22 protein-coding genes, 1 tRNA gene and 1 pseudogene are annotated in these 23093 nt (G+C 68.9%); 9 read left to right on the plus strand and 15 right to left on the minus strand.

The annotated features are described in order from the left end of the window. The first annotated feature begins 128 nt into the window (after nucleotides 1-128). Nucleotides 129-830, plus strand: a complete 702-nt coding sequence (locus I7S92_RS08300) for a response regulator (protein WP_197643021.1) — start codon at nucleotides 129-131, stop codon at nucleotides 828-830. On the opposite strand, the gene I7S92_RS08305 is transcribed toward I7S92_RS08300, so the two are convergent. Next, nucleotides 811-3672, minus strand: coding sequence for an ATP-binding protein (locus I7S92_RS08305; RefSeq protein ID WP_197643022.1), 2862 nt, complete (start codon nucleotides 3670-3672; stop codon nucleotides 811-813). The two genes, I7S92_RS08300 and I7S92_RS08305, sit on opposite strands and share 20 nt — an antisense overlap. 71 nt (nucleotides 3673-3743) lie before the next feature. On the opposite strand from I7S92_RS08305, the gene torT reads away from it, so the two are divergent. Continuing rightward, the gene (gene torT, locus I7S92_RS08310; RefSeq protein ID WP_197643023.1) at nucleotides 3744-4811 is read left to right on the plus strand and encodes a TMAO reductase system periplasmic protein TorT; all 1068 of its coding nucleotides are present in this window, start codon (nucleotides 3744-3746) and stop codon (nucleotides 4809-4811) included. A gap of 37 nt (nucleotides 4812-4848) precedes the next feature. On the opposite strand, the gene hisD is transcribed toward torT, so the two are convergent. From hisD to cuyA, 6 genes are all read right to left on the minus strand, one after another. Further along, nucleotides 4849-6159 (minus strand): histidinol dehydrogenase, encoded by a 1311-nt coding sequence (gene hisD / locus I7S92_RS08315; RefSeq protein ID WP_197643024.1) that lies wholly within the window; start codon nucleotides 6157-6159, stop codon nucleotides 4849-4851. 4 nt (nucleotides 6160-6163) lie between these two features. Next, entirely contained in the window at nucleotides 6164-7051 is an 888-nt protein-coding gene (locus I7S92_RS08320) for an ABC transporter permease subunit (RefSeq protein ID WP_242070126.1), read from the minus strand. Further along, nucleotides 7048-7836 carry a taurine ABC transporter ATP-binding protein gene (locus I7S92_RS08325; RefSeq protein ID WP_197643025.1) on the minus strand — a complete coding sequence of 263 codons (789 nt, stop codon included), beginning with the start codon at nucleotides 7834-7836 and terminating at the stop codon, nucleotides 7048-7050. Before I7S92_RS08325 ends, I7S92_RS08320 begins: the two co-directional genes overlap by 4 nt. A gap of 57 nt (nucleotides 7837-7893) precedes the next feature. Beyond that, nucleotides 7894-8877, minus strand: a complete 984-nt coding sequence (gene tauA, locus I7S92_RS08330) for a taurine ABC transporter substrate-binding protein (RefSeq protein ID WP_197643026.1) — start codon at nucleotides 8875-8877, stop codon at nucleotides 7894-7896. Continuing rightward, nucleotides 8874-9605: a cysteate racemase gene (gene cuyB / locus I7S92_RS08335; protein ID WP_197643027.1), complete on the minus strand. Its 732-nt coding sequence runs from the start codon at nucleotides 9603-9605 to the stop codon at nucleotides 8874-8876. Before cuyB ends, tauA begins: the two co-directional genes overlap by 4 nt. Nucleotides 9606-9741: 136 nt before the next feature. Next, nucleotides 9742-10755: a D-cysteate sulfo-lyase gene (gene cuyA / locus I7S92_RS08340; RefSeq protein WP_197643028.1), complete on the minus strand. Its 1014-nt coding sequence runs from the start codon at nucleotides 10753-10755 to the stop codon at nucleotides 9742-9744. Between the two features lie 90 nt (nucleotides 10756-10845). Here cuyA and I7S92_RS08345 point away from each other — a divergent pair, with 90 nt between their 5' ends. Together I7S92_RS08345 and I7S92_RS08350 are read left to right on the plus strand one after the other, a co-directional pair. Next, nucleotides 10846-11757 carry a LysR family transcriptional regulator gene (locus tag I7S92_RS08345; RefSeq protein WP_197643029.1) on the plus strand — a complete coding sequence of 304 codons (912 nt, stop codon included), beginning with the start codon at nucleotides 10846-10848 and terminating at the stop codon, nucleotides 11755-11757. 65 nt (nucleotides 11758-11822) lie between these two features. Continuing rightward, on the plus strand, nucleotides 11823-13076 hold the full coding sequence (locus I7S92_RS08350) for an Hsp70 family protein (protein ID WP_197643030.1): 1254 nt from the start codon (nucleotides 11823-11825) through the stop codon (nucleotides 13074-13076). On the opposite strand, the gene I7S92_RS08355 is transcribed toward I7S92_RS08350, so the two are convergent. From I7S92_RS08355 to I7S92_RS08375, 5 genes are read right to left on the minus strand one after another with little or no spacing between them, the layout of a single operon-like run. Beyond that, a complete protein-coding gene (locus I7S92_RS08355; protein WP_197643031.1) occupies nucleotides 13073-13831 on the minus strand; it encodes an SDR family NAD(P)-dependent oxidoreductase in 759 nt (252 codons plus the stop codon). The two genes, I7S92_RS08350 and I7S92_RS08355, sit on opposite strands and share 4 nt — an antisense overlap. Next, nucleotides 13828-14634 carry an ABC transporter permease gene (locus tag I7S92_RS08360; protein WP_197643032.1) on the minus strand — a complete coding sequence of 269 codons (807 nt, stop codon included), beginning with the start codon at nucleotides 14632-14634 and terminating at the stop codon, nucleotides 13828-13830. The genes I7S92_RS08355 and I7S92_RS08360 overlap by 4 nt, the downstream gene beginning before the upstream one ends. Nucleotides 14635-14645: 11 nt before the next feature. Continuing rightward, complete coding sequence (locus I7S92_RS08365; RefSeq protein WP_197643033.1) at nucleotides 14646-15497, minus strand: ABC transporter permease; 852 nt, start codon at nucleotides 15495-15497, stop codon at nucleotides 14646-14648. Nucleotides 15498-15502: 5 nt separating this feature from the next. Then, nucleotides 15503-16663, minus strand: coding sequence for an ABC transporter substrate-binding protein (locus tag I7S92_RS08370; RefSeq protein WP_197643034.1), 1161 nt, complete (start codon nucleotides 16661-16663; stop codon nucleotides 15503-15505). Between the two features lie 27 nt (nucleotides 16664-16690). After that, a complete protein-coding gene (locus I7S92_RS08375) occupies nucleotides 16691-17767 on the minus strand; it encodes an ABC transporter ATP-binding protein (RefSeq protein WP_197643035.1) in 1077 nt (358 codons plus the stop codon). A 117-nt stretch (nucleotides 17768-17884) separates the two neighbouring features. Here I7S92_RS08375 and I7S92_RS08380 point away from each other — a divergent pair, with 117 nt between their 5' ends. The 5 genes from I7S92_RS08380 to I7S92_RS08400 all read left to right on the plus strand — a co-directional run bounded on the left by I7S92_RS08380 (nucleotide 17885) and on the right by I7S92_RS08400 (nucleotide 20675). Beyond that, entirely contained in the window at nucleotides 17885-18670 is a 786-nt protein-coding gene (locus I7S92_RS08380) for a helix-turn-helix transcriptional regulator (protein ID WP_242070127.1), read from the plus strand. Nucleotides 18671-18775: 105 nt separating this feature from the next. Further along, the gene (locus I7S92_RS08385) at nucleotides 18776-19177 is read left to right on the plus strand and encodes a hypothetical protein (protein ID WP_197643036.1); all 402 of its coding nucleotides are present in this window, start codon (nucleotides 18776-18778) and stop codon (nucleotides 19175-19177) included. Next, the gene (locus I7S92_RS08390) at nucleotides 19174-19695 is read left to right on the plus strand and encodes a cupredoxin domain-containing protein (protein WP_197643037.1); all 522 of its coding nucleotides are present in this window, start codon (nucleotides 19174-19176) and stop codon (nucleotides 19693-19695) included. The genes I7S92_RS08385 and I7S92_RS08390 overlap by 4 nt, the downstream gene beginning before the upstream one ends. Next, nucleotides 19692-20426 (plus strand): RNA polymerase sigma factor, encoded by a 735-nt coding sequence (locus tag I7S92_RS08395; protein ID WP_197643038.1) that lies wholly within the window; start codon nucleotides 19692-19694, stop codon nucleotides 20424-20426. The genes I7S92_RS08390 and I7S92_RS08395 overlap by 4 nt, the downstream gene beginning before the upstream one ends. A gap of 158 nt (nucleotides 20427-20584) precedes the next feature. Then, a tRNA-Ser gene (locus tag I7S92_RS08400) sits at nucleotides 20585-20675 on the plus strand. 410 nt (nucleotides 20676-21085) lie between these two features. Here the strand turns inward: I7S92_RS08400 and I7S92_RS08405 are convergent. From I7S92_RS08405 to I7S92_RS08415, 3 genes and pseudogenes are all read right to left on the minus strand, one after another. Next, nucleotides 21086-22438 carry a 5-methylcytosine restriction system specificity protein McrC gene (locus tag I7S92_RS08405; RefSeq protein WP_197643039.1) on the minus strand — a complete coding sequence of 451 codons (1353 nt, stop codon included), beginning with the start codon at nucleotides 22436-22438 and terminating at the stop codon, nucleotides 21086-21088. A 3-nt stretch (nucleotides 22439-22441) separates the two neighbouring features. After that, nucleotides 22442-22963, minus strand: a complete 522-nt coding sequence (locus I7S92_RS08410) for a 5-methylcytosine-specific restriction endonuclease subunit McrB (protein ID WP_197643040.1) — start codon at nucleotides 22961-22963, stop codon at nucleotides 22442-22444. A gap of 25 nt (nucleotides 22964-22988) precedes the next feature. Continuing rightward, nucleotides 22989-23093, minus strand: a pseudogene (locus I7S92_RS08415) (IS5/IS1182 family transposase); the annotation flags it as partial.

Raw genomic sequence — 23093 nt, forward strand, 5'->3', positions numbered from 1 at the left:
TCCGCTTTCCCGGGGATCAGGCTAGGGCCGGGATGTGAACGTGTCAGACCCCGGCCGTGAACGGGCTGGAGAAAGTTGTTACAGGATGTTAACAAGACCGGAGCCAACCCCCCGGGAGTCCCGCCTGCATGACCCCTGCCGCGCATATCGTCGTGATCGAGGACGACCCGGTGACCCGCACCGCACTGGGGGGCTATCTGGAGGGTTTCGGCTATCGCGTCACCGCCTGCGCCGGGGCCGAGGCGGCCGAGAAGGTGCTGGCGCAGGAGAACCCGGACCTCCTGATCGTGGACATCAACCTTTCCGGCAAGGACGGGCTGGAGATCACGCGCGAGCAGCGGGCGCGGTCGGAGGTGGGGATCATCCTGCTGTCGGGGCGCACCGACGACGTGGACCGGATCGTCGGGTTGGAACTCGGTGCCGACGACTATGTCTGCAAGCCCTTCAACCGGCGCGAGCTTCTGGCGCGGGTGAAGAACCTTCTGCGCCGGACGGCGGCGATGCGGCAGCTCACGCGCAGGGTGGTGCATTTCGCGGGTTTCACCTTCGACACCGCCGCGCGGCATGTCACGGCGCCCGATGGCGCGGGGGTGCAGCTGACGCGGGCGGAATACGAGCTGCTGCGCACCTTCGTGCTGAATCCCGGCATCGTGCTGACCCGCGACCGGCTTCTGGCCAGCGTCACCCACCGGCACAGCGGCACGGGCGAGCGGACGGTCGACGTGATGGTCAAGCGGCTGCGGGCCAAGTTCGGCGACGACCCGAAGACGCCGCGCATCTTCGGCACCTCGCATGGCGAGGGCTATGTCTTCACTGCGCCGCTGTCCTGAGCCGGAGCTGATCCTCCAGCGCCTGCAGCGCGCGGCGCAGCTCGCGCTCGGCGGCGGCGGCCGCGTCCAGCAGGATCGCGGACAGCGCGGGATCCGGCGCCGCGTCGCGCCGGGAAAGCGTGGCGAGGATCCCGGCCAGTTGCGGCAGGGCGAAATTGCCGACCGCCCCCTTCAGCCGGTGGGCGCGGCGCTCGACCTCCTGCGGATCGCCGGCGCGCAGGGCCGTGGCGATGGCGCGGGCTTCGGGGGCGAGGTGGTCGAGCATCAGCCGCAGGAGGGCGGCGGTCTGCGCCGGGCCGAGGTCGGAAAGCGTTTCGCGCACCGCAGGCGCCGCGTCCGCCCCGCAGAGGCGATGCAGCGCATGGGCCAGCGCCTCGGGCGTCAGGGGCTTGGCCACCACCTCGTCCATCCCGGCGGCGCGGCAGGCGGCCAGGTCGCCGGGCTGGGCATGGGCCGAGACGCCGATCACCGGGACCCAGGCCATGCGGCCCGGCAGCCCGCGCAGCCGCCGCGTCGCCTCGATCCCCGAGATGCCGGGCAGGTTCACGTCCATCAGAACCGCGTCGAAGCCGCCCTGCCCCGCCAGCTCCAGCGCCGCCTCGCCCGTCCCGGCCAGGACGGCGCGATGGCCAAGCGACTTCAGGAACCCCAGCGCGACCTCCTGGTTCACCGGGTGATCCTCGACCACCAGCACGCTCAGCGGGGAGAGGTCGGGGACAGGCCCCTCGGGCAGGGCGGGCAGCGCCGCGCCGCGCGCGAAGGGCAGGTGCAGGGTGAAGGTCGCCCCCCTGCCCGGCTGGCTTTCGACCGACAGCGCGCCGCCCATCAGCCCCGCGAGCCGGCGCGAGATGGTCAGGCCAAGCCCGGTGCCGCCATGGGTCCGCGCGGTCTGCGGGTCTTCCTGCTGGAAGGCCGCAAAGATCCGTTCCAGCGCCGCGGGCGCGATGCCGCGGCCGGTGTCGCTGACGGTGAAGCGCAGCTGCAGGGGATCGGCGTCGACCGGCCCGTCCAGCGCCACGGCAAGCCGCACCTCGCCCCTTTCGGTGAACTTGACGGCGTTGGAGACCAAGTTGAACAGGATCTGCCGCAGCTTGCCCATGTCGCCCTGCAGGGCCGGCAAGGGCGCGGCCGGAAGCGCGGTCAGAAGGCGCAGGCCCTTCTCCTCGGCCATCGGGGCCATCAGAAGCGCGATGTCGGCCAGTGCCTTCGGCAGATCGAAGACCTCGGCCTCAAGCGCCATCTGGCCCTGTTCCAGCTTGGAATAGTCGAGGATGCCGTTCAGAAGCCCCATCAGCCCCTTGCCCGAGGCGAGGGCCGCGTCGAGCCTTGCCCCCTGCTCGGCCGTCAGCCCGTCGCGCGGCAGGTTACGCAGCATGCCGAGGACGCCGTTCATCGGCGTGCGGATCTCGTGGCTCATCATCGCCAGGAATTCCGACTTGGCGCGGTCGGCGGCCTCGGCCCGGTTGCGGGCGGCGTCATGGGCGGCGACCTCGCCGCGCAGGGCCTCGGTGCGTTCGTCCACCAGGCCCTGCAATTCGCTGCGGTGGCGGCGGAGCTCCGTCAGGTGCCGCTCGCGCTCGGCGCCCAGTTCGCGATTGGCGATGGCCTGCCGGCGGAAGATCTCGACCGCGCCTTCCATCTGGCCGATCTCGTCGCCGCCCGAGGGGTGGATCTCCTCGCCGGGGCTGCCTTGCGCAAGGTCGGACATCCGGGCCGAGAGGTTGTCAAGCCGCCGGATCAGGTTGTCGCGGACGTAGAACCACAGCACGCCCGAGGAGATGACCAGCGCGAGGAGGACGGAGAAGGCATAGAACCGCTGGGTGGCCGAGATCGCCTGTTCGGCCGAGCGGCCGGCGGCGACGGCATTGGCCTCGATCCGGTCGGCCAGGTCCGAGGCCGCCAGCTCCAGCGCAAGGGCCGCGCTGCGCAACCGGGTCTCGGCCCGCAGGATGCTGTCCGTCACCTCGAGCACCCGCGCCTCGGTCTCGAACAGCGAGGCAGTCTCGGGCGGTGCCGCGGGGGCAGAGCCGACCACCCGCAAAAGGCTGCGCACCCTCTCGGCCCGGCGCGGGTCCTGGACCGAGCTCAGCCGGCGCGAGATCACCCTGACCCGCGCGTCCAGCTCGCTGCGCAGCGCGCGGAGCTCGGCCTGGCCTTGCACGCCCGCGATGCGGCTGAGCAACAATCCCAGCTCCGAGGCATGCGAGCGCAGTTCGAACATCAGGCCCATCTGGAAGAGGTCGACCTCGATCAGCTTGTCCAGCGTCCGAAGCCGGTCGCCGGGCTGGCCGTCCTCCATGTCGTACAGGCTGGAGATCACCGCCGAGGCCCCCATCTCGGCATTGGCGACAAGGGTGTCGGCGATCTCGGTCAGCTCTGCCGCGGCGGTCAATCCGGCCTTGAGCTGCGCATCGCGCTCGGCGATCAGGCGGATGCGCCGGCGCACCAGCGCGTCGATGCCGAGGATCGACTGGCGCAGTTCCGCCTCGGCCGCCAGCGCCCTGGCCATGGCCTCGTCCGGCATCCCGTCCTGCCGCAGAAGCCGGGCGCGCAGCGCGCTGGCCTGGTCGTAGAGATAGGCCGAACGCGCGGAACGCTGCGCCTCGTCGGTCACGGCGGCAAGTTCGGGGGCCATGGCGACGACCCGGCTGGTCTCCTCGGCCACGCCGCGCACTTCCGAGATCGCCGGGATCGCCTCGGTCACCACCCGGGACTGGTTCTCGGCCACGTCGCGCAATTCGAGCCAGCCCATGACCCCGGTCGCGGCCGGAAAGCCCGCGATCAGCACGATCGCCAGGAGGAGGCGTCCGCCAAGACTCGACTTGTAGCCGAACTTCCGCAACTCTCCTCCCGTGCCGCGCCTGCCCAGGGCGCAGGCTAGCACCAAAACCGGGTCAGGGGAGAGGGAAGTCGATGCGGACGGGTGCGCTGGTGGCGCTGCTTGCGGGGCTGGCGGGACAGGGCGCCGCGGCCGAGACCTGGAAGCTGGAGGCGCGCGCGGTCCCCTTCGACGACAGCAGCGCCGCGGTGCCGATCGACTATGTCGCCCTGGACCGTGCCGCGAAGCCCTGGCGCCTCTGCGTGCTCTATCCGCATCTCAAGGACGCCTACTGGCTCTCGGTCAACTACGGCATGGTCGAGGAGGCGCGGCGTCTGGGCGTGGCCTTCGACGTGTTCGAGGCCGGGGGCTATCCGAACCTCGCCCGGCAGATCGAGCAGTTGCAGGGCTGCGCGGGGGCGGAATTCGATGCGGTGATCCTGGGGGCGGTTTCGTATGACGGGCTGACCCCGGCCGTCCAGGAGATCGCGCGCCGGAAACCCGTGATCGCCGCCGTGAACGACATCGACGACCGGGGCATCACCGCCAAGGCCAGCGTGCCCTGGGCCGAGATGGGGGCGGCCGCGGGCCGCTTCATCGCCGGGCGCCATCCCCCCGGCAGTCCGCCGGTGACGATCGCCTGGTTCCCCGGCCCGAAGGGCGCGGGCTGGGTCGGCTTCGTCGAGGCCGGGTTCCGCGCCGCGATCGCGGAGAGCTCGGGCGAGATCGTGCTGACGCTCTACGGCGACACCGGGCTGGAGGAACAGGTCCTCTTGGTCGAGGAGGCCCTGGAGGCCCTGCCGCAGGTGGACTACCTGGTGGGCAGCGGTCCGATGGCCGAGGCGGCGGTCTCGCTGCTGCGCGCGCGGGACGGCCGGGATGCGCGGATCGTCTCGACCTATCTCAGCCATGCGGTCTACCGCGGCGTGACCCGCGACCGGATCCTGGCCGCGCCGACCGATTTTCCGGTCGTGCAGGGCCGGCTCGCGATCGAAATGGCGGTCCGCGCGCTGGAGGGAAGCCTGGAGATCCGCCATGCCGGACCGCGGATCAGGGTGGTGACGGCCGGGGCGACGGGGCCGGAGGTGGTGGAGGGCTCGCTTGCCCCGGCGAGCTTCGCGCCGGTCTTCTCGCTGGAGGTGGGGCGGGCTGCCATCCCGTGATCCAGGGCGCAGGGTGGGTGGATCACCCACCTTGCGATCACGGCTGGGGGCGGCCGAGGTCGAAATGCTCGGACGGGAAATACTTGGCCAGCCGCACGTCGGCGGTGCGGGCATGGCCTTCCATCCCCTCCTCGCGCGAGATGCGGGCGGTGGCGATGGCCAGCCTTTTCGAGGCCATGCGGCTTGCGCGCTGCCAGGTCACCGTCTTCATGAACTTGTGCACCGAAAGCCCGCCGGTATAGCGCGCGGCGCCCGAGGTGGGCAGGACATGGTTCGGCCCCGAGGCCTTGTCGCCGAAGGCCACGGTCGTCTCCTCGCCCAGGAAAAGCGAACCGTAGCAGCGCAGGTTCGCAAGCCACCAGTCCAGGTCGGCCGCCTGCACATGCAGATGCTCGGGCGCGGTGCGGTCGGCGACCTCGACCATCTCGGCCGCGCTGTCGCAGAGGATCACCTCGGCGAAATCGGCCCAGGCGGCGCGGGCATTGGCGGCATTCGCCTCGGGCAGCGAGGCGATCAGTTCCGGCACCAGTTCCAGCACGCGCCCGGCCAGCGCGCGATCCGTCGTCACCATCCAGACCGGAGAGTTCCAGCCATGCTCGGCCTGGCCGACCAGGTCCCAGGCAACGAACAGCGGGTCGGCGGTATGGTCGGCGATCACCATGCTGTCGGTCGGGCCCGCGAACATGTCGATGCCGATCTCGCCATAGAGGATGCGCTTGGCCTCGGCGACATACTGGTTGCCGGGACCGACCAGGATATCGGCCTTGCGCGCGCCGAACAGGCCCTTGGCCATCGCCGCGATCCCCTGCACCCCGCCGAGGTTCAGGATCGTGTCCGCCCCGCAATGGTCCATCGCGAACAGGATCGCCGGCGGGATCCCCTGGCCGGGGCGCGGCGGCGAGCAGGCGGTGACATGGGCGACGCCGGCCTCTTTCGCGGTGGTGACGGTCATGATCGCGCTGGCGATATGGCTGTAGCGCCCGCCCGGCACATAGCAGCCCGCCGCGCCGACCGGGATCTGCTTCTGCCCGGCCCAGAGACCGGGGATCACCTCGATCTCGCAATCCGAGATCGTGCCGCGCTGCGCCCGGGCGAAGCGGCTGATGTTGCCATGGGCGAAGCGGATGTCGTCCTTCAGCGTCTCGGGCACCTGGCGCGCGGCGGCGCGGATCGCTTCGGGGGTGACCACGACCGGCCCCTCCCAGCGGTCCATCTCGCGCGCGAGGTCGCGCACCGCCGCTTCGCCGCCGGCCTCGATCCGGGCCAGGAGCGCCTCGACCCCGGCGCGGACATCGGTCTGGCCGGTCGCGGGCGTGCGGCTTGCGGTCTTGAGATGGGTCACGGGCATCGGGCTACATCCGGCCTTTCCAGGGAACCACCTTGCGCTCGACCGCGCGCATCAAAAGGTCGAAGGCATAGGCGATGGCGGCGATCACGATGATCCCCATGATCACCGTCGAGGTCTGCAGGAACTGGCTGGCGGACAGCACCATGTAGCCCAGCCCCTCGGTCGCGGCGACCATCTCGGCGGCGACCAGCGTGGTCCAGCCGAAGCCGATGCCGATGCGCATCGCGGTCAGAATCTCGGGCAAGGCGGCGGGCAGGATCACCTGCCGCATCACCTGCCAGCGCGAGGCGCCGAAGGAATAGGCGGCGTGGATCTGCTCGATCGCGGCGGATTTCACCCCGGCCCGTGCGCCCAGCGCCACCGGGGCCAGCACCGACAGGAAGATCAGCGTGACCTTCGAGGTCTCGCCGATGCCGAACCAGATGATCATCAGCGGCAGATAGGCCAAGGGCGGGATCGGGCGGTAGAACTCGATCGGGGGGTCGAAGATGCCGCGGATCACCGGGCTCATTCCCATGGCGAGGCCGAGCGGGATGCCGATCAGGCAGGCCAGCAGGAAGGCCCCGAACACCCGCGCGGTCGAGACGGCGACATGTTCCAGGAAGGGCGTGTTGGTGAAGCCGTTCTGCCAGATGTCGAGGAACTTGCGCGCCACGGCGCCGGGACCGGGCAGGAACAGGGGTTTGATCCAGCCCATCGAGGTGACCAGCCACCAGACGAACAGGATCCCCGCGATCGAGGCCAGCGACAGAAGAAGCGAGTCCCCCTGCCCCGGCACGCCATAGGTTTCGCCCGGCCGGGTGGCGCGGGCCTTGGTCAGGCGGGAGAACAGCCCCTTCCTGCGGGGGCGGGGAACGGGATCGGGTCGCGCGGGATCGGGGCGGGCGGTCATGCGACGGCCACCTCGTCGGAAAAGACGATCTCGAGCACCTTTTCGCGCAACTCGATGAACTCGCGGCTGGACTTGACCGTCCGCGCGGGCGTGCCGGCAAGGAACTGGCGCGAGAAGGGCAGGTCGAAGCGATGGGCAATGCGGCCCGGACGCGGCGACATGACCACCAGTTTGGTGCCCATGAACAGGGCCTCCTCGACGGAATGGGTGATGAAGAACACCGATTTCCGCGTCCGGTGCCAGATGTCCAGGATCAGCTCCTGCGCCTTTTCCCGCGTCAGCGCGTCAAGGGCGCCCAGGGGTTCGTCCATCAGAAGGACCTTGGGATCGCAGGTCAGCGCCCTGGCGATGCCCACGCGCTGCTGCATCCCGCCGGACAGGTTGTAGACCCGCGAGCGTTCGAACTCGGCCAGCCCCAGCAGCCTGAGGAAGCGGCGCGCGACCTCGTAGCGCCTCGCCTGGGGCACGCCCTGCAGTTTCAGCCCGAAGGCCACATTGTCGAGCACGTTCAGCCAGGGCAGAAGCGCGTGCTTCTGGAACACCACCGCCCGGTCGGCGCCGGGGCCCAGGACGCGGGCGCCGTCCAGCAGCACCTCGCCCGAGGTGGGCGACAGGAAGCCCGCGATCAGCGACAGGAGCGTGGACTTGCCGCAGCCGGATGCGCCCAGCGCCACCACGAAATCGTCGTTCTCGATCGCGAGGTCGATCCCGCGCAGCGCCGCGACCGGGGGACGGCCGTCCAACCCCGGGTAGACCACCGACGCCTGCCTGATATCCAGCCCCATGGGCATCCTTCCCTGCAAGAGGCCGGAAGCGGGGGGCGCCCGCTTCCGGCAATGGGCTCACTTGGCCGCTTCGGCGATCGAGGTGGTGACGAAGCCCGAATAATCGTCGGCCGCCGCGTCGATCCGGCCGGCTTTGACCAGGAACTCGGCCGTGTTCTTCATCGTCGCGGCCGCCCCGCCCATCCAGGTCTCGCTCAGCTGGTCGGCCAGCGGGATGAAGGTGAAGCCCTTCAGGATTGCCGGAACCTGGTCGGGCGCGGCGCCCGTGATCTCGGCGATGGTCTTGACCTTCTCGCTGTCCGGGGTCCAGGCGGCGGGATCGGCGAGGTATTCCTTGTTCGCCTCGTCGATCACCTTGGCGAAGGCGACCAGCTTGTCGGCATTGGCCTCGGCGAAGCTGCGGTTCACCACCCAGGCGTCGAAGGTCGGATAGCCCCATTGCGCGGTCTGGTCCGCGCCGATGATGAAGGTCCCGGTCTGCAGGATCTGGTTCTGCACCGGCTCCCAAACGAAGGCGGCGTCGACCTGGCCGGAATCCCAGGCGGCGGCGATCTGGTCGGCGGGCAGGTTGATGATGGTCACCTCGGTCTCGGCGATCCCGGCATGGGCCAGCGCCCCCATCAGCGAGTAATGCGCGGTCGAGCCGATCGGAACCGCGATCCGCTTGCCCTTCACGTCCTCGAGCTTGGCGATGCCCGAGTCCTGCTTGGCGATCAGGCTTTCCGCCGTGCCAAGGCCATGGGCGATCATGAAGGCCTGCAGGTCCACGCCCTGGCTGGCGGCGATGGCCAGGGGCGAGGAGCCGAGCTCGGACAGCTGCACATCGCCCGAGGCCATGGCGGCGATCACCTCGGTCCCGGCGCCGAAGACGCGCCATTCGATGTCCCAGCCGGTCGCGGCCTCGAACTTCTTCTCGGCGCGGGCGGCCTGCATCGGCGTCGGGTTGCCGAACATGCCGATGATGACCGTCTCGGCCATCGCGGGACCCGCCGCCAGCGCGAGGCCGGCCGCGGCAAGCAGCAGTCTGGATCTGGTCTTCATGTCGCTCTCCTGTTGGAATCGGCACTTGTGGCCGGTTTGTCGTCCATTGCGAAATCCCGGATCAGCTTGACGAGGATGTCAAGCGTATCAAGCGGAATGACATTCGGCGCGGTCGGATCGGGGACCAGCGAAAACTCGGTGCAGGCGATGAGCTGCACCATTGCGCCGCGCTGTGCGAGTTCTTCCGAGGCGGCGCGGAGGGTGGCGCGAGGGGCGTCATGGTTGCCGCCCGCCTTGATCGCCGCGATCGCCTCGCGCAGCGCGGCCTCGTCCGGGGGCCAGAGCAGGGTCGGCCCGGCGCCGGCGCAGGCGCGGTCGAAGACGCCGATCCGGCGCAGGGCGGGCGAGCCGAGGATGCCGACCGGCCCGCCTCCCGCCAGCCCCCGCGCCCGCGCGACCGAGGCCGCCACCATGTCGAGAAACGGCAGGCCCGAGGCCGCGCGGATCGCGTCGGCGAAATGATGCGCCGTGTTGCAGGGCATGGCCAGCGCCTCGGCCCCCGCCCCTTCCAGCCGCCGCGCCATGGCGGCAAGGGTCGGGGCGGGATCCTCGCCCCGGCCGTCCACGAGGAAGCGCATCCGCGAGGGGACCTGCGGATTCTGGTCCACGACCAGCGGGATATGGTCGGCATCGTCGCGGGCGGGCACGGCGGCGATGAGACGGTCCATCAGGAGGACCGTCGCCTGCGGGCCCATGCCGCCCAATATGCCCACGCGCCGCGGACTCATGCCACGCACCCCTGAATGGCGGCACCCCCCGCCCGGCCGCCATGCGATCCGACAAGACCGTCCGGCGCAAGCCCCAATCCTGCCCGCCGCCGCGAAACTGCGGCCCGGCGCGGCGGTCCGGCGGCTGCGGGTGCTGTCATCCGGGCGCGGCCCCGGCCTGGAACACGTTGTCATAGCCGAAAAGCGCCGCCGAGCCGCCGGTGTGGAGGAAGACGATCCGTTCCCCCTTGCCGAAACGCCCCTTGCGGATGTGGTCGACCAGCCCTGCCGCGCCCTTGCCGGAATAGACCGGGTCCAGCAGGATCCCCTCCAGCTCGGCGAACAGGCGGATCGCCTCGATCGTGTCGGGGCCGGGCTTGCCGTAGCCTGCGCCGACGTAATTGCAGTCGGCCCGCACATCCGCGCGGGCGACGACGCCGGGGCAGCCCAGCTTTTCGGCGGTCGCCTGCGCCAGGGCGAAGACATTCGCCTCCTGCTTGTCCTGCGGGGCGCGGACGCCGATGCCCAGAAGCGGGATCCGCGCGTTCGTCGCCTTCAGCCCGGTGACCAGCCCGGCCTGCGTCCCCGCCGAACCTGTCGCGGTGACGATATGGTCCACCTTCAGCCCGCGGTCGTTCAACTGGCCCAGCAGCTCGAAGGCGCAATTCACATAGCCCAGCGCCCCGGTCGGGTTCGAGCCGCCGCCGGGGATGAGATAGACCTTGCGCCCCGCCTCGCGGAAGGGCCGGGCGTCGGCCTCCATCTGCGCCTGCATGTCGGTCCCGCCCGGATAGCGCGCGGTCGTGGCCCCGTGCAGATGGTCCAAAAGCACGTTGCCGTTGCCGTTGTAGTTCGCGTTGTTCGAGCCGGTGCGGTCCTCGAGCAGCAGATGGCAGGCCAGGCCCAGCTTCGCGGCGAAGGCGGCGGTCTGGCGGGCGTGGTTCGACTGGGTGGCGCCCTGCGTCATCACCATGTCCGCCCCCTGGGCCTGCGCCTCGGCCATCAGGAATTCCAGCTTGCGGGTCTTGTTGCCGCCGGTGGAAAGCCCCGTGCAATCGTCGCGCTTGATCCAGATCTCCGGCCCGCCAAGTTCCTTCGAAAGCCGGTCCAGACGTTCCAGCGGCGTGGGCAGATGCGCGAGGAAGACGCGGGGAAAACGGGCGAGATGCATGGACGGTCCTTTGCTGCGGGCGGGACCAGCGTGGCACCGGAAGCCGGGCATTGCAAATTCGATTCTCTCCAGAAAACATGCAGGTTCTGCATGATGGAGGCCGGGATGCGGCTGGAATGGCTGAAGGACGTGATCAGCATTGCGGAAACCGGGTCTTTCAGCGAGGCCGCCCGGCGTCGCAACCTGACGCAATCCGCCTTCTCGCGCCGGGTCCGGCAGATCGAGGAGCATCTGGGGATCGAGCTTTTCGACCGCTCGAAGAAGCCCGTCCAGATGCGACCGACCACGGCCGAGCATCTGGACCGCATGGCGCGGATGGTCGGCGCGCTGAACCAGCTGGCCGAGGATCTGCGCCGGGGCGACCGGATGGCGGGGAAAAGCCTCTCCATCGCGGCGCAACATGCGCTGTCGACCTCGCTTGCGCCGCAGATGCTGCAACGGGTGCGGGGCGCGGGCCGGGATGTGCATTTCCGCCTGACCTCGGCCAATCTGGACGAATGCCTCACGCTTCTTTTGTCGCGCCAGGTCGATCTGGCGCTGACCTTCCAGGTGCGCGACGACCCCGCCCCGGTGCGCGAGGAATTCATCGAGACCCTGGTGATCGGCAGCGACCGGCTGGTGCCCGTCGTCGGGAAGGCTTGGCTGCCCGAGGTCGAGGAGAGCCTGCGCGCGGGCGTGCTGCCGGCCGTCACCTACCCGGCCGAGGTCTATTTCGGCGAGGTGATGCAGCGCCATGTCCTGCCTTCGCTGGAACAGGATGTGACGCTGCACGCGCGCGCGGAATGTGCGCTGACGCTGGCGGTGCTGGAACTCTCGATCGCCGGGTTCGGCGTCGCCTGGGTGCCGCAGTCGATCGCGACGGGGCGGATCGCCTCGGGCGAGGTCACGGCGCTGGCGGACCGCCTGCCCTCGGCCGGGCTCCTGGTCCTCGCCTCGCGGCTGGCGGGGGCGCATAATGCGACCGAGAGCCTGGTCTGGGACCATGCCGCCGCCCGCGGCTGAACCGCGGCTTTACAGCGCCGGGGGGCCGGGATAGCCCGCATCGGCGGCAGAACGGGGGCAAGGGCATGGACAGGGTTTTCGCGGGGATCGACTTCGGCACGTCGAATTCGACCGTCGGCCTTGCGGATGCCGCCGGCGCGGCGCTGATCGCGCTGGAGGACGGCCTGCCGACCCTGCCCTCGGCCGTGTTCTTCGAGGCCGACGGCGCGCCGCCCCGTTTCGGCCGGGCGGCCATCGCGGCCTATCTGGAGGGCGACGAGGGTCGGCTGATGCGCGGGCTGAAAAGCACGCTCGGCTCGGCCCTGCTGGACGAGCGGACGGCGGTCGGCCGGCGCGCCGTCCCCTTCCGCGAGGTGCTGCAGCGCTTCGTCGCGCATCTGCGGCAGCGGCTGGATCTGGCCCGGCCGGGGTTGCGGCAGGCGGTCTTCGGGCGGCCGGTGCATTTCGTCGACGACGATCCCGCGGGCGATCTGGCCGCCCAGACCGCGCTTTGCGAGATCGCCACCGCCTGCGGCTTCACGCAGGTCGAGTTCCAGTACGAGCCTGTCGCCGCCGCGCTGCATTACGAACAGGACTTGCAGGCCGAGGAGATCGTGCTGGTCTTCGACATCGGCGGCGGCACCTCGGACATCTCGATCCTGCGCCTGTCGCCGGAACGCGCCCGCCGGCCCGACCGGGCGGGCGACATCCTGGCCAATGGCGGCATCCGGGTCGGCGGCACCGATTTCGACCGCCTCCTGTCGCTGGCCGAGGCGCTGCCGCATCTGGGCTACCTCAGCCCGACCAAGGGCGGCGCGGGGCTGATGCCGCGGCACTACTACCTGGACCTGGCGACCTGGCACCGGATCAACGCGCTTTACAGCGCGCGGACGGCGGCGGACCTGAAGGCGCTCAGGCACGAGGCCGACCGGCCCGAACTGGTCGAGCGGATGATCCATGTCGTCGCCGGACGTCACGGCCATGCGCTGGCGATGGAGGTGGAGCGGGCGAAGATCGAGCTCTCCGGGGCCGAGGCCTCGCGCCTGATGCTGGCACCGCTGACCGGGGGACCGAACCCGGTGGCGCGGCGCGACCGCTTCGAGGCGGCGGTCGAGGCCCCGGTCGCGCGGATCGCGGCGCTGATCGGGGCGACGCTGGCCGAGGCCGGACTGGGCGCGGACCGGATCGGCACGGTCTTCCTGACCGGCGGGTCGTCGCAGCTGCCGATCCTGCGCGCCACGGTGCAGGCCGCCCTGCCCGGCGCGCGGCTGGCCAGCGGCGACATGCTGGGTTCGGTCGGCACCGGCCTTGCCCTCGATGCACGGCGGCGCTTCGGCTAAAGCGACTCGGCCCCGTCGATCACCAGCGCGTGCCCGGTCATGAAGGAGGAGCGGTCCGAGGCGAGGTAGACGATCCCCTCGGCGATCTCCTCGGGCGTGCCCCAGCGGCCCATCGGGATCGCGTTGGCGACATAGCCCTCCAGCGCGGAGCGACCGCCCATCTGGGCCTCGAACCCCCGATTGAAGACGGTGTCGATGAAGCCGGGGCAAAGCGCGTTGCAGCGGATGCCGTGGCGGGCATAGTCGACCGCGATCTGGCGGACCATGGCGATGACCGCGTGCTTGGTGGTGCAATAGGCGATCATCTCGCGGTCATATTGCACGCCCGAGTTCGACGCGGTCACGATGATCGACCCCCTGCCCTGCCGCCGCATCATCGGCATCGCAGCCTGGACGATGACGAAATGCGACCGCACGTTCAGCCGCCAGGAGGCGTCCATCTGCTCTGCGCTGATGTCCTCCAGCCGGCCGGGGATCTGGATCCCGGCATGGGAATGCAGGACGTCCAGCCGCCCGTGCCGTTCGGCCACGTCCTGCACCAGCGCCCGCACGGCCCCGTCGTCGGAGGCGTCCAGCGCCCGCGCCTCGGCCCGGCCATGGGCGGCGGCGATCTCCCCGGCAACCGCTGCGGCGCGGGCGCCGTCGAGGTCGGTCACCACGACCACCGCCCCCTCGCGCGCCAGCGCCAGCGCCCCGGCCCGGCCGATCCCGGCGCCGGCGCCCGTGACCAGCGCCACCCGGTCCCGCAAGCTCATGCCCGCCGCCTTTGCAGCATGCCCTGCGCGATGATCAGGAGGATCAGCGAGACCGCCATGACCATGGTGCCGATCGCGTTGATCTCGGGCGTCACGCCGCGGCGGATCGAGGAGAAGACATAGATCGGCAGCGTCGTGTTCGGGCCGGCGACGAAGAAGGCGATGATGAAGTCGTCGAAGCTGAAGGTGAAGGACAGAAGGAACCCGGCCAGCACGGCGGGCGCGATCTGCGGCAGCGTGACCTGGCGGAACGTGCCCCAGGGCGTCGCGCCGAGGTCGGCCGAGGCCTCGATCAGGCTGCGGTCCATCCCCGCCACCCGGGCGCGGACGATGATCACCACCAGCGCCATCGCGAACAGCCCATGCGCCAGCACCAGCGAGCCGAGGCCCAGCCCCAGCTGCGGCGGCTCCGCGCCGGGCCAGAGCGAGGCAAGCAGCGGGTTCACCCAGTCGAAGACCGTGACCAGCGCGATCAGCGTGGCGATGCCGATCACGATGCCCGGCACCATGACCGCGACGTAAAGCGCCGCGTCGAAGAAAAGCCGCATCCGCCCCTTCAGCGAAGGCAGCGCCAGGGCGGCCATCGTCCCGGCGACAGTCGCCAGCGTGGCCGAGAGGAAGGCCACCGTCAGGCTGGTCTTCAGCGCCTCCATCACGAAGGGGTTCGCCAGCGTCTTCCCGTACCATTGCACCGAAAAGCCGGTGAACTGCGAGGCATGCCGCCCCGCGTTGAAGGAGAACAGCGCGATGATCCCGATCGGGATATAGAGGAACAGGTAGATCGCAAGGGCGTAGAGGCGCATCCGTTTCCCCGTCAGATCAGCGAGACGTCGTCGCGGCTGCCCGCGAAGCGCCGGGTAAAGCGCATGTAGGCCGCGACGATCGCCAGCATCACCGCCACCAGGCTGACGGCCACCGCCGCTCCGAACGGCCAGTTGCGCGATTGCAGGAAGAGGTCGACCAGCGCATTGCCGACGAAGAACACCTTGCCGCCGCCCAGCAGCGCGGGGATCAGGAACTCTCCCATCAACAGGATGAAGACCAGCATCGACCCCGTCGCCACGCCGGGCATCGACATCGGCAGGGTGATCTGCAGGAAGCTGCGCCAGGGCGGCGCCCCCAGGTCGCTGGCGGCTTCGAGCAGGCGCTTGTCCAGCCGTTCCAGGCTGACATAGACCGGGAAGACCATCAGCGGCAGGTAGCCGTAGACGATGCCGATCACCACGGCGAAGGGCGTGTTGATCAGGCGCGGATTGCCCAGGCCGACGGCATGCAGCCAGGACGGGATGCCCTGCCCGCCCAGAAGGTAGATCCAGGCGTAGCTGCGGATCAGGATCGAGGTCCAGAACGGCACGATCACCAGCACCAGAAGCAGCGTCTTCCAGCGCCGCGGCGCGCGCATCGCCAGGTAATAGGCCAGGGGATAGGCCACGATCAGGCAGATCAGCGTGCCCAGCGGCGCCAGCGTCATCGTGTTCTGGAACGCCTGCCAGCGCGAGCCGAGGTTCAGGTAGTTCTCCAGGCCGAAGCCCGGCACGTAACCGCCCGCCGCCCCCCGGCTGCCGAAGCTGAACACCAGGACGACGACAAGCGGCAGGACCAGCATGGCCAGAAGCCATGCCCCCGCAGGCAACAGGAGAAGCGCGTTGCGGGTGCCCTGCCGCATGATCGTCAGGCCGCCTTGAACCGCGCCATGAGCTCGGCCCGGTTCGGGTCGGTCAGGGTGACGGCCGCGCCGAATTCCAGCGGGCTGAGAAGCTCGGCCGCCGGGAACATGATCGGGTCCTGCAGCATCTCGGGCGGCAGCAGCGCCAGCACGCGCTTGTCGGCCACCGGATAGCCGTGGAACAGGACCTCCTTGGCGTTCACCGCCGGGTCGAGCAGGTAGTTGATCAGCGCATAGGCGGCATCCGGATGCGGCGCGTCCTTGGCGATGGCCAGGAAATCGCTCCAGAGCTCGCCCCCCTCCTTGCCCAGGACGTATTCGATCTCGGGCATGTCGTTGTGCAGCTGCTTGGCGTCGCCGGTCCAGCAGACCGACATCCAGGCATCGCCCGAGCGCATCGAGGGCTGGTAGTCCGAGTTGATCGCAAAGAGATGCGGCTTGGCGTCCATCAGCAGCTTCTCGGCGTCGGCCAGTTCCTTCGGATCGACCGAGTTGAAGGAATAGCCGAAGTATTTCAGCGCGTTGCCGATGGTCGTCAGCTGATAGTCATGCACCATGGACCGGCCCGAGAAGGCGTCCATGGTCATGTCCCAGAACTCTTTCCAGCTGACGGGCTTCGGCGCGCCGTTCAGCATCGCGGTGTTGACCGCAAAGCCCGTGGTGCCCCAGTTGCGCGACACGGCATAGACCTGGCCGTCGACGGTGCCGGGCTCGGCGAAGCGGGCGTCGAAGCTGGCGAGGTCGTAGTTCGGGATCCGCGACAGGTCCAGGGGCTGGATCAGCCCCTCGGCGACATAGGTCGAGATCGTGTAGTTCGTCGGCACGAACACGTCCCAGCCCGAGCCGCCGGCCTGCAGCTTGGCCAGCATCTCCTCGTTCGAGCCGAAGACGTTCATGTCCACCGCCGCGCCGGTGGCGGCGGCGAAGGCCTCGAAGTTGGCCGGGTCGTGGTAGTTCGGCCAGGAGGCGAGGACGACGCGGTCGCCGATCCCCTCCTGCGCCCAGGCCGCGCCGCGCAGGCCCGGCATGGCCGAGCCCAGCACCGCCGTCGCGGCGCCAAGGCCGGTCACGCCCAGGAAGTGGCGGCGGCTGACCGACCCCTTCCGGTAGCGCATCAGCTCGGCGATGAACGTGTCGCGAGAGATCTGGTCATTCCTGTCGGTCATGGTCTTTCTCCCCAGTTGGTTCCTGTTTCACTCGGCAAGGATCAGCGCGGCCTCGGCGCGCCAGTTGGCATGGGCTTCCGCGCCCGGCTCGAACCCGCCCTCGGCCGCCTCGGCCTGGCGCGGGACAAGGATCAAGAACCCGCCCAGGCGGTCGTGGCGCACCAGGTATTCGGTGTGCTCGCCCAGGAAGATCCGGGCCTCGATGCGCACCGGCAGGTTGACCATTCCCTCCACGGGCGCCCGCGACAGGGCGATCTGTTCGGGGCGCAGGCTGGCCGTGGCCCCGGTCCCGCCGGCACCCGGCGCAGCGGCGACGCGCAGACCTTCGACCACCAGTGCGCCGTCCTGCACGATGCCGGAAAAGAAGTTCGATTTCCCCACGAAATCCGCCACATAGCGGTTCAGCGGCCGGTCGTACAGCTCGCGCGGGGTGCCGACCTGCACGATCCGGCCGCCCTGCATGATGCAGATCCGGTCCGACATCGACAAAGCCTCTTCCTGGTCATGCGTCACCAGGACGAAGGTGATGCCCAACTGGCGCTGCAGGCTCTGCAGCTCGATCTGCATGTCGCGGCGCAGCTTCTTGTCCAGCGCGGCCATCGGCTCGTCCAGGAGCAGAAGCTTCGGCTGGTTGACGATGGCGCGGGCCAGCGCCACGCGCTGCTGCTGGCCGCCCGACATCTCCCAGATCCGGCGGTTGCCGAAGCCCGGCAGGCGGACGGTTTCCAGCATCCGCTCCACCGCCTCGGCGATGCCGGCCTTGTCGGGCTGCGGCCGGCGCTGGCGCAGGCCATAGGCGATGTTCTCGGCCACGGTCATGTGGGGAAACAGGGCGTAGTGCTGGAACACCATGTTCACCGGGCGCTGGTGCGGCGGCAGGTGGTTCACCCGCTGCCCGTCCAGCAGCACCTCGCCCGAGGTCGGGGTCTCGAACCCGGCCAGCATCCGCAGCGCGGTGGTCTTGCCGCAACCCGAGGGCCCGAGGAACGACAGGAACTCGCCGCGCCGGATCGACAGGTCCAGCTCCTGCGCCGCGACGACGGCACCGTAATGCTTGGAGGTGCCCCTCAGCTCGGCGATCGGGGTTTCGGAGTCACTGTTCATCGGGCGCTGCATATGCTTCATTACGGCCGCAAGCGTAGAAAACCCGGCCGAGCCTGTATATATCATAAAATGCATACCCTCATGCCCGAGCCCGCAGCACCGGAAGGCCAGACGCGGATGGAACAGATCGGCGCGGCGGTGGCGGCGATCGGATCGGCCGCCTGCCCGGCGCGGCTGGCGCAGCTGCTGCGCGCGGTGGTGCCCTACAGCTATACGGTGATCTTCGGCTATTGCGGCTCGGCGCGGCCGCTGGACCTGTGGGACGACTTCCCGCCGGAAAAGCGCAAGGTCTTCGTCACCGACTACCAGGCCGGACCCTACCTGCTGGACCCGTTCTACCTCGCCGCGACCTCGGCCGCGCAGCCGGGGCTTTACCGCCTGCGCGAACTGGCGCCGGACCGCTTCTACCAGGGCGAATATTTCCGCAACTACTATGCCCAGACCGGGCTGGCCGAGGAGATCGCCTTCTTCTCCGACCTCGGCGCGGGGGCGGTGATCGTGCTGTCGCTGATGCGCGCCGACAAGCCCTTCACCAACCGCGAGCTGCGCGCGCTGGCCGGGATGCGGGCGGTGGTCAACGCCGTGGTCGGCCAGCACTGGCGCGACATCGGCGAGTCGTTCCGGCCCGCCCAGCCCCGGCAGGGCGACCGCGGCCGCGACATCGAGAAAAGCTTCCACAGCTTCGGCGCGGGCCTGCTGACCCCGCGCGAGCGCGAGGTGGTGGAATTCACCCTGAAAGGCCACTCGGCCGAGGCCATCGGCCGGATGCTGGGGATATCGCCCGGAACCGTGCGGATCCACCGGCGCAACATCTATGGCAAGCTGCGGATCAGCTCGCAGGGGGAACTCTTCTCGCGCTTCATCGCGACGCTGGAGGGCCTGCCCGCCTTCGACGCGCCCTGAGACGCGCCCCGAGACGCGAACCGGGCGGATTTCCGGGAACCTTTCGCCGCGCGCTGCATCCAATGGAGGAGGGCCAATCCCGGCCCTGTCCCAAGGAGTCCCGTCATGCAACGCTTGTCCATCCTTTGCGCCACCCTCGCCCTGGCCGCGACCGCATCTCTCGCCCAGGACAATGCCCCGCCGCCCGCGCCCTATGCCGCCGTCAGCTCTCTGGTTGAGCTGCCGGATTTCCTGCCCGGCCTCGGCCAGCTCTACGTCGATCCCGCCACGCTGCCGGCCGGCCCGTTCCTCGGCTATGACCATGACGGCAAGCTGTCGGCCACCGTCTACATGGTGCCCCTGGCCGAGCTCGAGGGCGGCAAGGCCTTCAACGACCTTGCGGTGGGCAATCCCTCGGTCACCGGCGTGGACATCTATTACAACGCCGGCCATCCCGGCGTCGAAGCCCCGCATGCGCATGTGGTGCTGTATCACGACGCCGAGGCCAAGGGGCGGCTGGCGCAATGACCCTCACGCGGCGCGAGGTCCTGCTGGCAGGGGGCGGTCTCGCCGTCCTCTGCGCGGCGCCGGCGCTGGCGGCCGGAGAGATCGTGATCGAGATGAAAGGCAGCGCCCGGGGCGAACAGGTCTGGTTCGCCCCCCTGGGCCTGGCCGTGGCGGCGGGGACCAGGGTGCGGTTCGTCAACCGCGATCCCGGCAACAGCCACACCGCGACCTGCTACCATCCTTCGATCCTGGACCGCCCCCGGCGCATCCCCCGGGCGGCGACGCCCTGGGACAGCGGCTTTCTCATGCCCGACGACAGCTTTGCCGTCGTGCCGGCGGTGCCGGGGGTATATGATTTCTACTGCCAGCCGCACGAGATGGCGGGCATGGTCGGCCGGCTGGTGGTAGGGCGTCCCGGCGATCCGGGCTGGGAGGAGCCGGACTATCCCCCCGGCGACCTGCCCGAGGTCGCGCTGGCGGCCTTCCCGGCGGTGGCGGAGATCCTGCGCCAGCCGGTCCTGAAAGGAGGAACGCCATGAGCCTGCCGCTTCCCCTGCCCGCCGATCCCCCCGGCCTGACCGAGGCCGAGCTGGTCGCCCTTGCCCGGCTGCATGACGAGGCCGCCGTGCGCGAACTGGTGCGCCGCTGCAACCCGCGCCTCTTCCGGCTGGCGCGGGGCCTCACCGGCAGCGATGCCGAGGCCGAGGAGCTGGTCCAGGAAACCTATGTCCGCGCCTTCACCGCCATCGCGGGCTTTCGTGGCGCGTCCCGCTTCTCGACCTGGCTTGCCCGGATCGCCCTGAACCTCGCCGCCATGCAGCGCCGCGGCGCCCGGCGGATCGAGGAGTACGATACGCTGCGCGAAGCGGACAGCGACCGGGTGATCGCCTTCCCCGGCGTGCAGCCCGAAGGCGCGGAAAACCTGGTCGGCCGGGCCGAGGTGCGCCACCTGCTGGAGGCCGCCATCGCCGCCCTGCCGCCCGAGCTGCGCCTGGTCTTCCTTCTGCGCGAGGCCGAGGCGATGAGCGTGCTGGCCATCGCCCGCGACCTGCGGCTGAACCCGATCACGGTGAAGACCCGCCTCTTCCGCGCGCGCCGGCGGCTGCGTGCGGCGCTGGAAGCGCAGCTGCAGGGCGGGTTCGAGGCGGTCTTCCCCTTCGACGGCGCGCGCTGCCGGGGAATGGCCGACCGGGTGGTGGCCGGTCTGGGCGCCATGTCCCGCACCGCCGCGCATGAAAGAGACGGCCAGGATCCCCCGGATGCCCGGTGACCGGCCTCCCTTCCCGCCCCCCAAGCGCCCCTCGCCCCCGGGCCGAGGTCCCTGCCGACCCTGGCCGCCCGTCCCCCTCCGGCCGCGCCGCCAGCAATCCGAACCCAACCCCGACTTTCCGCTTGCCCCTGCCGGACCTCCCCGATAAACGGGCAGGCGGAGACGTGGCCGAGTGGTCGAAGGCACGCCCCTGCTAAGGGCGCAGACCTCTAAAGGGTCTCGAGGGTTCGAATCCCTTCGTCTCCGCCACTTGCCCTTAAACAACGGTTCTCCCGATCCGGCTGCGGCCGGATTTTTCCGTTGTTTTCGGGGGTTATGCGGGTGGGGCTGAGCACTGCCCTTGCAGCCAGGTGGCCCGGAAGCGGTCTCTCAGGGCCGATATTCTCTGGACCTCATGACTGCGCCATTTTAGTGAATTTCCGGCAATCGCTTGGAATGGAAAGATTTTTTCGGGGGTACGGCGGCGCATTTCGATGCCAGTGGCGCAAGGCGAGATGGAACTGATATCGAACAGCCCCAACTGAACACAGAGGCAACGGTCAAGTGCTTGGTCTCCGTGGAATGTCGAAGTTTGAAGCTCTATCACCGAAGGCTGCGACGCCTTAGGCGCAATCGTGGCGACTGTCAGCCTGCCTCAACTCTTGAAAAGGGACGCGCGCTCAGTTGATGAGCGCCCGGACCGCCGACACGAACGCGCGCTCTTCATTCTCGATCGACGCCGCGTTCAGGTCGATCATCCCGTTGTGAATCCGGAACGCGCCGATATCTCCGCAGTGTTCAGTGTGTCCGCGCCCGTTCGGCCGGCTGGCGTGGAGCAGCATGACCTGCTCAGTGGCGTACCTCACACCGTAGACGACCACCTGATTGACGTCGCCACGCTCGGGTATTTTTGGTGCGGGCTTGTACTTGGTGTCGATGACCAGAAGTGGCTTTCCGGCTTTCTCAACGACGATGTCGGGGGTCACGGGCGGGTTGGCATTTCCGGCCGCGATCGGATCGTAAAGTGCGAGCTTTGCACCGCCTTCGCCAGCCTTGTTTCCATCCTTGACCTCTAGTGCAGGATCGTCCGCCAATCCATCGGCAAGAACGCGGCGCATGTACGCCTCGAAGACCAGCGCCATGTCTATGAGTATAGAGGGAAGTATGGCGATCCCACCTGCCTGACGGATGGAAAGGCCAAGGTCATGGACTACTAGGTGTGCTACGAGAAGCGCATCGGCGTAGGTCGCGTGATTGGAGGGCAGTCGCTCGACGTGCCGTGCGATCGACTGCGTTGTCAAATCGGACCGAGCAGCATAGCCAATCCCTGCGAGCCTCTCCAAAGCTTTGCGAAGCCGCTGCGTCCGCATCCTCTGTGCCGGGTCCGACAGCCCAAGGTAACGGGCCAACAGCTTTTCAAAGGCGTGCCGAAGTATTCTATTTGGACCGAAGTCAGATGTGCGGCGGAAGGCTATCGAGACCGCGGCGGGCCGGCCCATTTTCGCGGACAATAACTCGGTCTCGAAGGGCATGATACGACCGCTCGGCATGGAGCCAGAGTTGACCACCTGGTCATAGGTCTTCAAAAGCCCGCCCGCCCAGATCCTATCGAAGGCATCGAGAAGGTGGTCCGCAAGCACGTCAACGAGCGCCTCAGGCCGATCTTTGGTGTCGCTGAAAAGACGAGAATATTTGCGTAGCACGGCGGGCGAGTAGCCGGCTGCCATCCCGACCAGACGTTCAAGGTTACCAACGGGAACCCGCGTCGACACCTCGAGGGCGAAACTGTCGTTGAGCGGAATGTAGCCCACCCAACCCGAACACTGTATTGAGGGAATGTTCTTTTGATAGGTCGGCCGGAACTTGTTGAGGACATCCTCGTAGACGTCCAGAGATCCATCATCACGGACCAGCTCGGCAGGCAGCGCCACTGTCTCATGCTCGATCGCCGGTATTGCGGTGCGCACGATCCGTCCTGAGGATGAAAGTCCCCGGCCGTTCAAGGCGACTTCAAAGGCGACGCTGTCCCGCATCACCTATGTGGCCCCTTCCCGCGCGGGTTGGCCGGCGTCTCCCTGCTCCTCTTCAGTAGTCGCTTCGGCGGCATTTTGTTCGGCAGGCGGGGGAACGTCTGCGGGGAACGCCCGCGCCCAAGTCCGGGTGATCCTCTCGAGCAAGGCGCCGTCGAGGCGGCACGCCTTTTTGAAAAAGGGTAGCAGCCGATAGTCCCAGGCGCGTCGTGCACTGCTTTCATCAACACAGTTTATGAAATAAGCGTGGCCGAGGCGAACCATCTCATCGCTCTCACGCTGGACTGCCTGAAAGAAGCCAACAACTCTATCGATCAGTTCTGACGCGGCCCCCCTTTCAGCCAACAAATCACGTAACCGCTCCGCGCTGGGCGGCACGTCGATCTGCGCGAACCGCCGCTCGAGCGCCACGTCAAGTTCATCAACACCTTTGTCCCAAGGGTTCATGGTGGCGAGCACAACCAAGTTTCTAGGCACCAGCATTGTTCCACCCGAAGCGACCGTAAACCGTTGGCCCCGCTTGTCCATTTCTAGGCTCCAGACTCATTGAGTTTCAGAGCCAGAACATGACGGTTGCTGCGAGGGCGATAGCGGAGAAGAAGGTTTCCGGGCATCTGTCGTATCGGGTGGCAACGCGTCTCCAGTCCTTCAGCCGGCC

Source organism: Tabrizicola soli (assembly GCF_015999335.1).
GTDB lineage: Bacteria > Pseudomonadota > Alphaproteobacteria > Rhodobacterales > Rhodobacteraceae > Tabrizicola > Tabrizicola soli.

What these genes read in the sequence shown, in the direction of transcription:
- I7S92_RS08300 (WP_197643021.1), top strand. Translation starts at nt 129, where the DNA reads ATGACCCCTGCCGCGCATATCGTCGTGATCGAGGACGACCCGGTGACC.
- torT (WP_197643023.1), top strand. Translation starts at nt 3,744, where the DNA reads ATGCGGACGGGTGCGCTGGTGGCGCTGCTTGCGGGGCTGGCGGGACAG.
- hisD (WP_197643024.1), bottom strand. Translation starts at nt 6,159, where the DNA reads ATGCCCGTGACCCATCTCAAGACCGCAAGCCGCACGCCCGCGACCGGC.
- I7S92_RS08320 (WP_242070126.1), bottom strand. Translation starts at nt 7,051, where the DNA reads ATGACCGCCCGCCCCGATCCCGCGCGACCCGATCCCGTTCCCCGCCCC.
- I7S92_RS08325 (WP_197643025.1), bottom strand. Translation starts at nt 7,836, where the DNA reads ATGGGGCTGGATATCAGGCAGGCGTCGGTGGTCTACCCGGGGTTGGAC.
- tauA (WP_197643026.1), bottom strand. Translation starts at nt 8,877, where the DNA reads ATGAAGACCAGATCCAGACTGCTGCTTGCCGCGGCCGGCCTCGCGCTG.
- cuyB (WP_197643027.1), bottom strand. Translation starts at nt 9,605, where the DNA reads ATGAGTCCGCGGCGCGTGGGCATATTGGGCGGCATGGGCCCGCAGGCG.
- cuyA (WP_197643028.1), bottom strand. Translation starts at nt 10,755, where the DNA reads ATGCATCTCGCCCGTTTTCCCCGCGTCTTCCTCGCGCATCTGCCCACG.
- I7S92_RS08345 (WP_197643029.1), top strand. Translation starts at nt 10,846, where the DNA reads ATGATGGAGGCCGGGATGCGGCTGGAATGGCTGAAGGACGTGATCAGC.
- I7S92_RS08350 (WP_197643030.1), top strand. Translation starts at nt 11,823, where the DNA reads ATGGACAGGGTTTTCGCGGGGATCGACTTCGGCACGTCGAATTCGACC.
- I7S92_RS08355 (WP_197643031.1), bottom strand. Translation starts at nt 13,831, where the DNA reads ATGAGCTTGCGGGACCGGGTGGCGCTGGTCACGGGCGCCGGCGCCGGG.
- I7S92_RS08360 (WP_197643032.1), bottom strand. Translation starts at nt 14,634, where the DNA reads ATGCGCCTCTACGCCCTTGCGATCTACCTGTTCCTCTATATCCCGATC.
- I7S92_RS08365 (WP_197643033.1), bottom strand. Translation starts at nt 15,497, where the DNA reads ATGCGGCAGGGCACCCGCAACGCGCTTCTCCTGTTGCCTGCGGGGGCA.
- I7S92_RS08370 (WP_197643034.1), bottom strand. Translation starts at nt 16,663, where the DNA reads ATGACCGACAGGAATGACCAGATCTCTCGCGACACGTTCATCGCCGAG.
- I7S92_RS08375 (WP_197643035.1), bottom strand. Translation starts at nt 17,767, where the DNA reads ATGAACAGTGACTCCGAAACCCCGATCGCCGAGCTGAGGGGCACCTCC.
- I7S92_RS08380 (WP_242070127.1), top strand. Translation starts at nt 17,885, where the DNA reads ATGGAACAGATCGGCGCGGCGGTGGCGGCGATCGGATCGGCCGCCTGC.
- I7S92_RS08385 (WP_197643036.1), top strand. Translation starts at nt 18,776, where the DNA reads ATGCAACGCTTGTCCATCCTTTGCGCCACCCTCGCCCTGGCCGCGACC.
- I7S92_RS08390 (WP_197643037.1), top strand. Translation starts at nt 19,174, where the DNA reads ATGACCCTCACGCGGCGCGAGGTCCTGCTGGCAGGGGGCGGTCTCGCC.
- I7S92_RS08395 (WP_197643038.1), top strand. Translation starts at nt 19,692, where the DNA reads ATGAGCCTGCCGCTTCCCCTGCCCGCCGATCCCCCCGGCCTGACCGAG.
- I7S92_RS08405 (WP_197643039.1), bottom strand. Translation starts at nt 22,438, where the DNA reads ATGCGGGACAGCGTCGCCTTTGAAGTCGCCTTGAACGGCCGGGGACTT.
- I7S92_RS08410 (WP_197643040.1), bottom strand. Translation starts at nt 22,963, where the DNA reads ATGGACAAGCGGGGCCAACGGTTTACGGTCGCTTCGGGTGGAACAATG.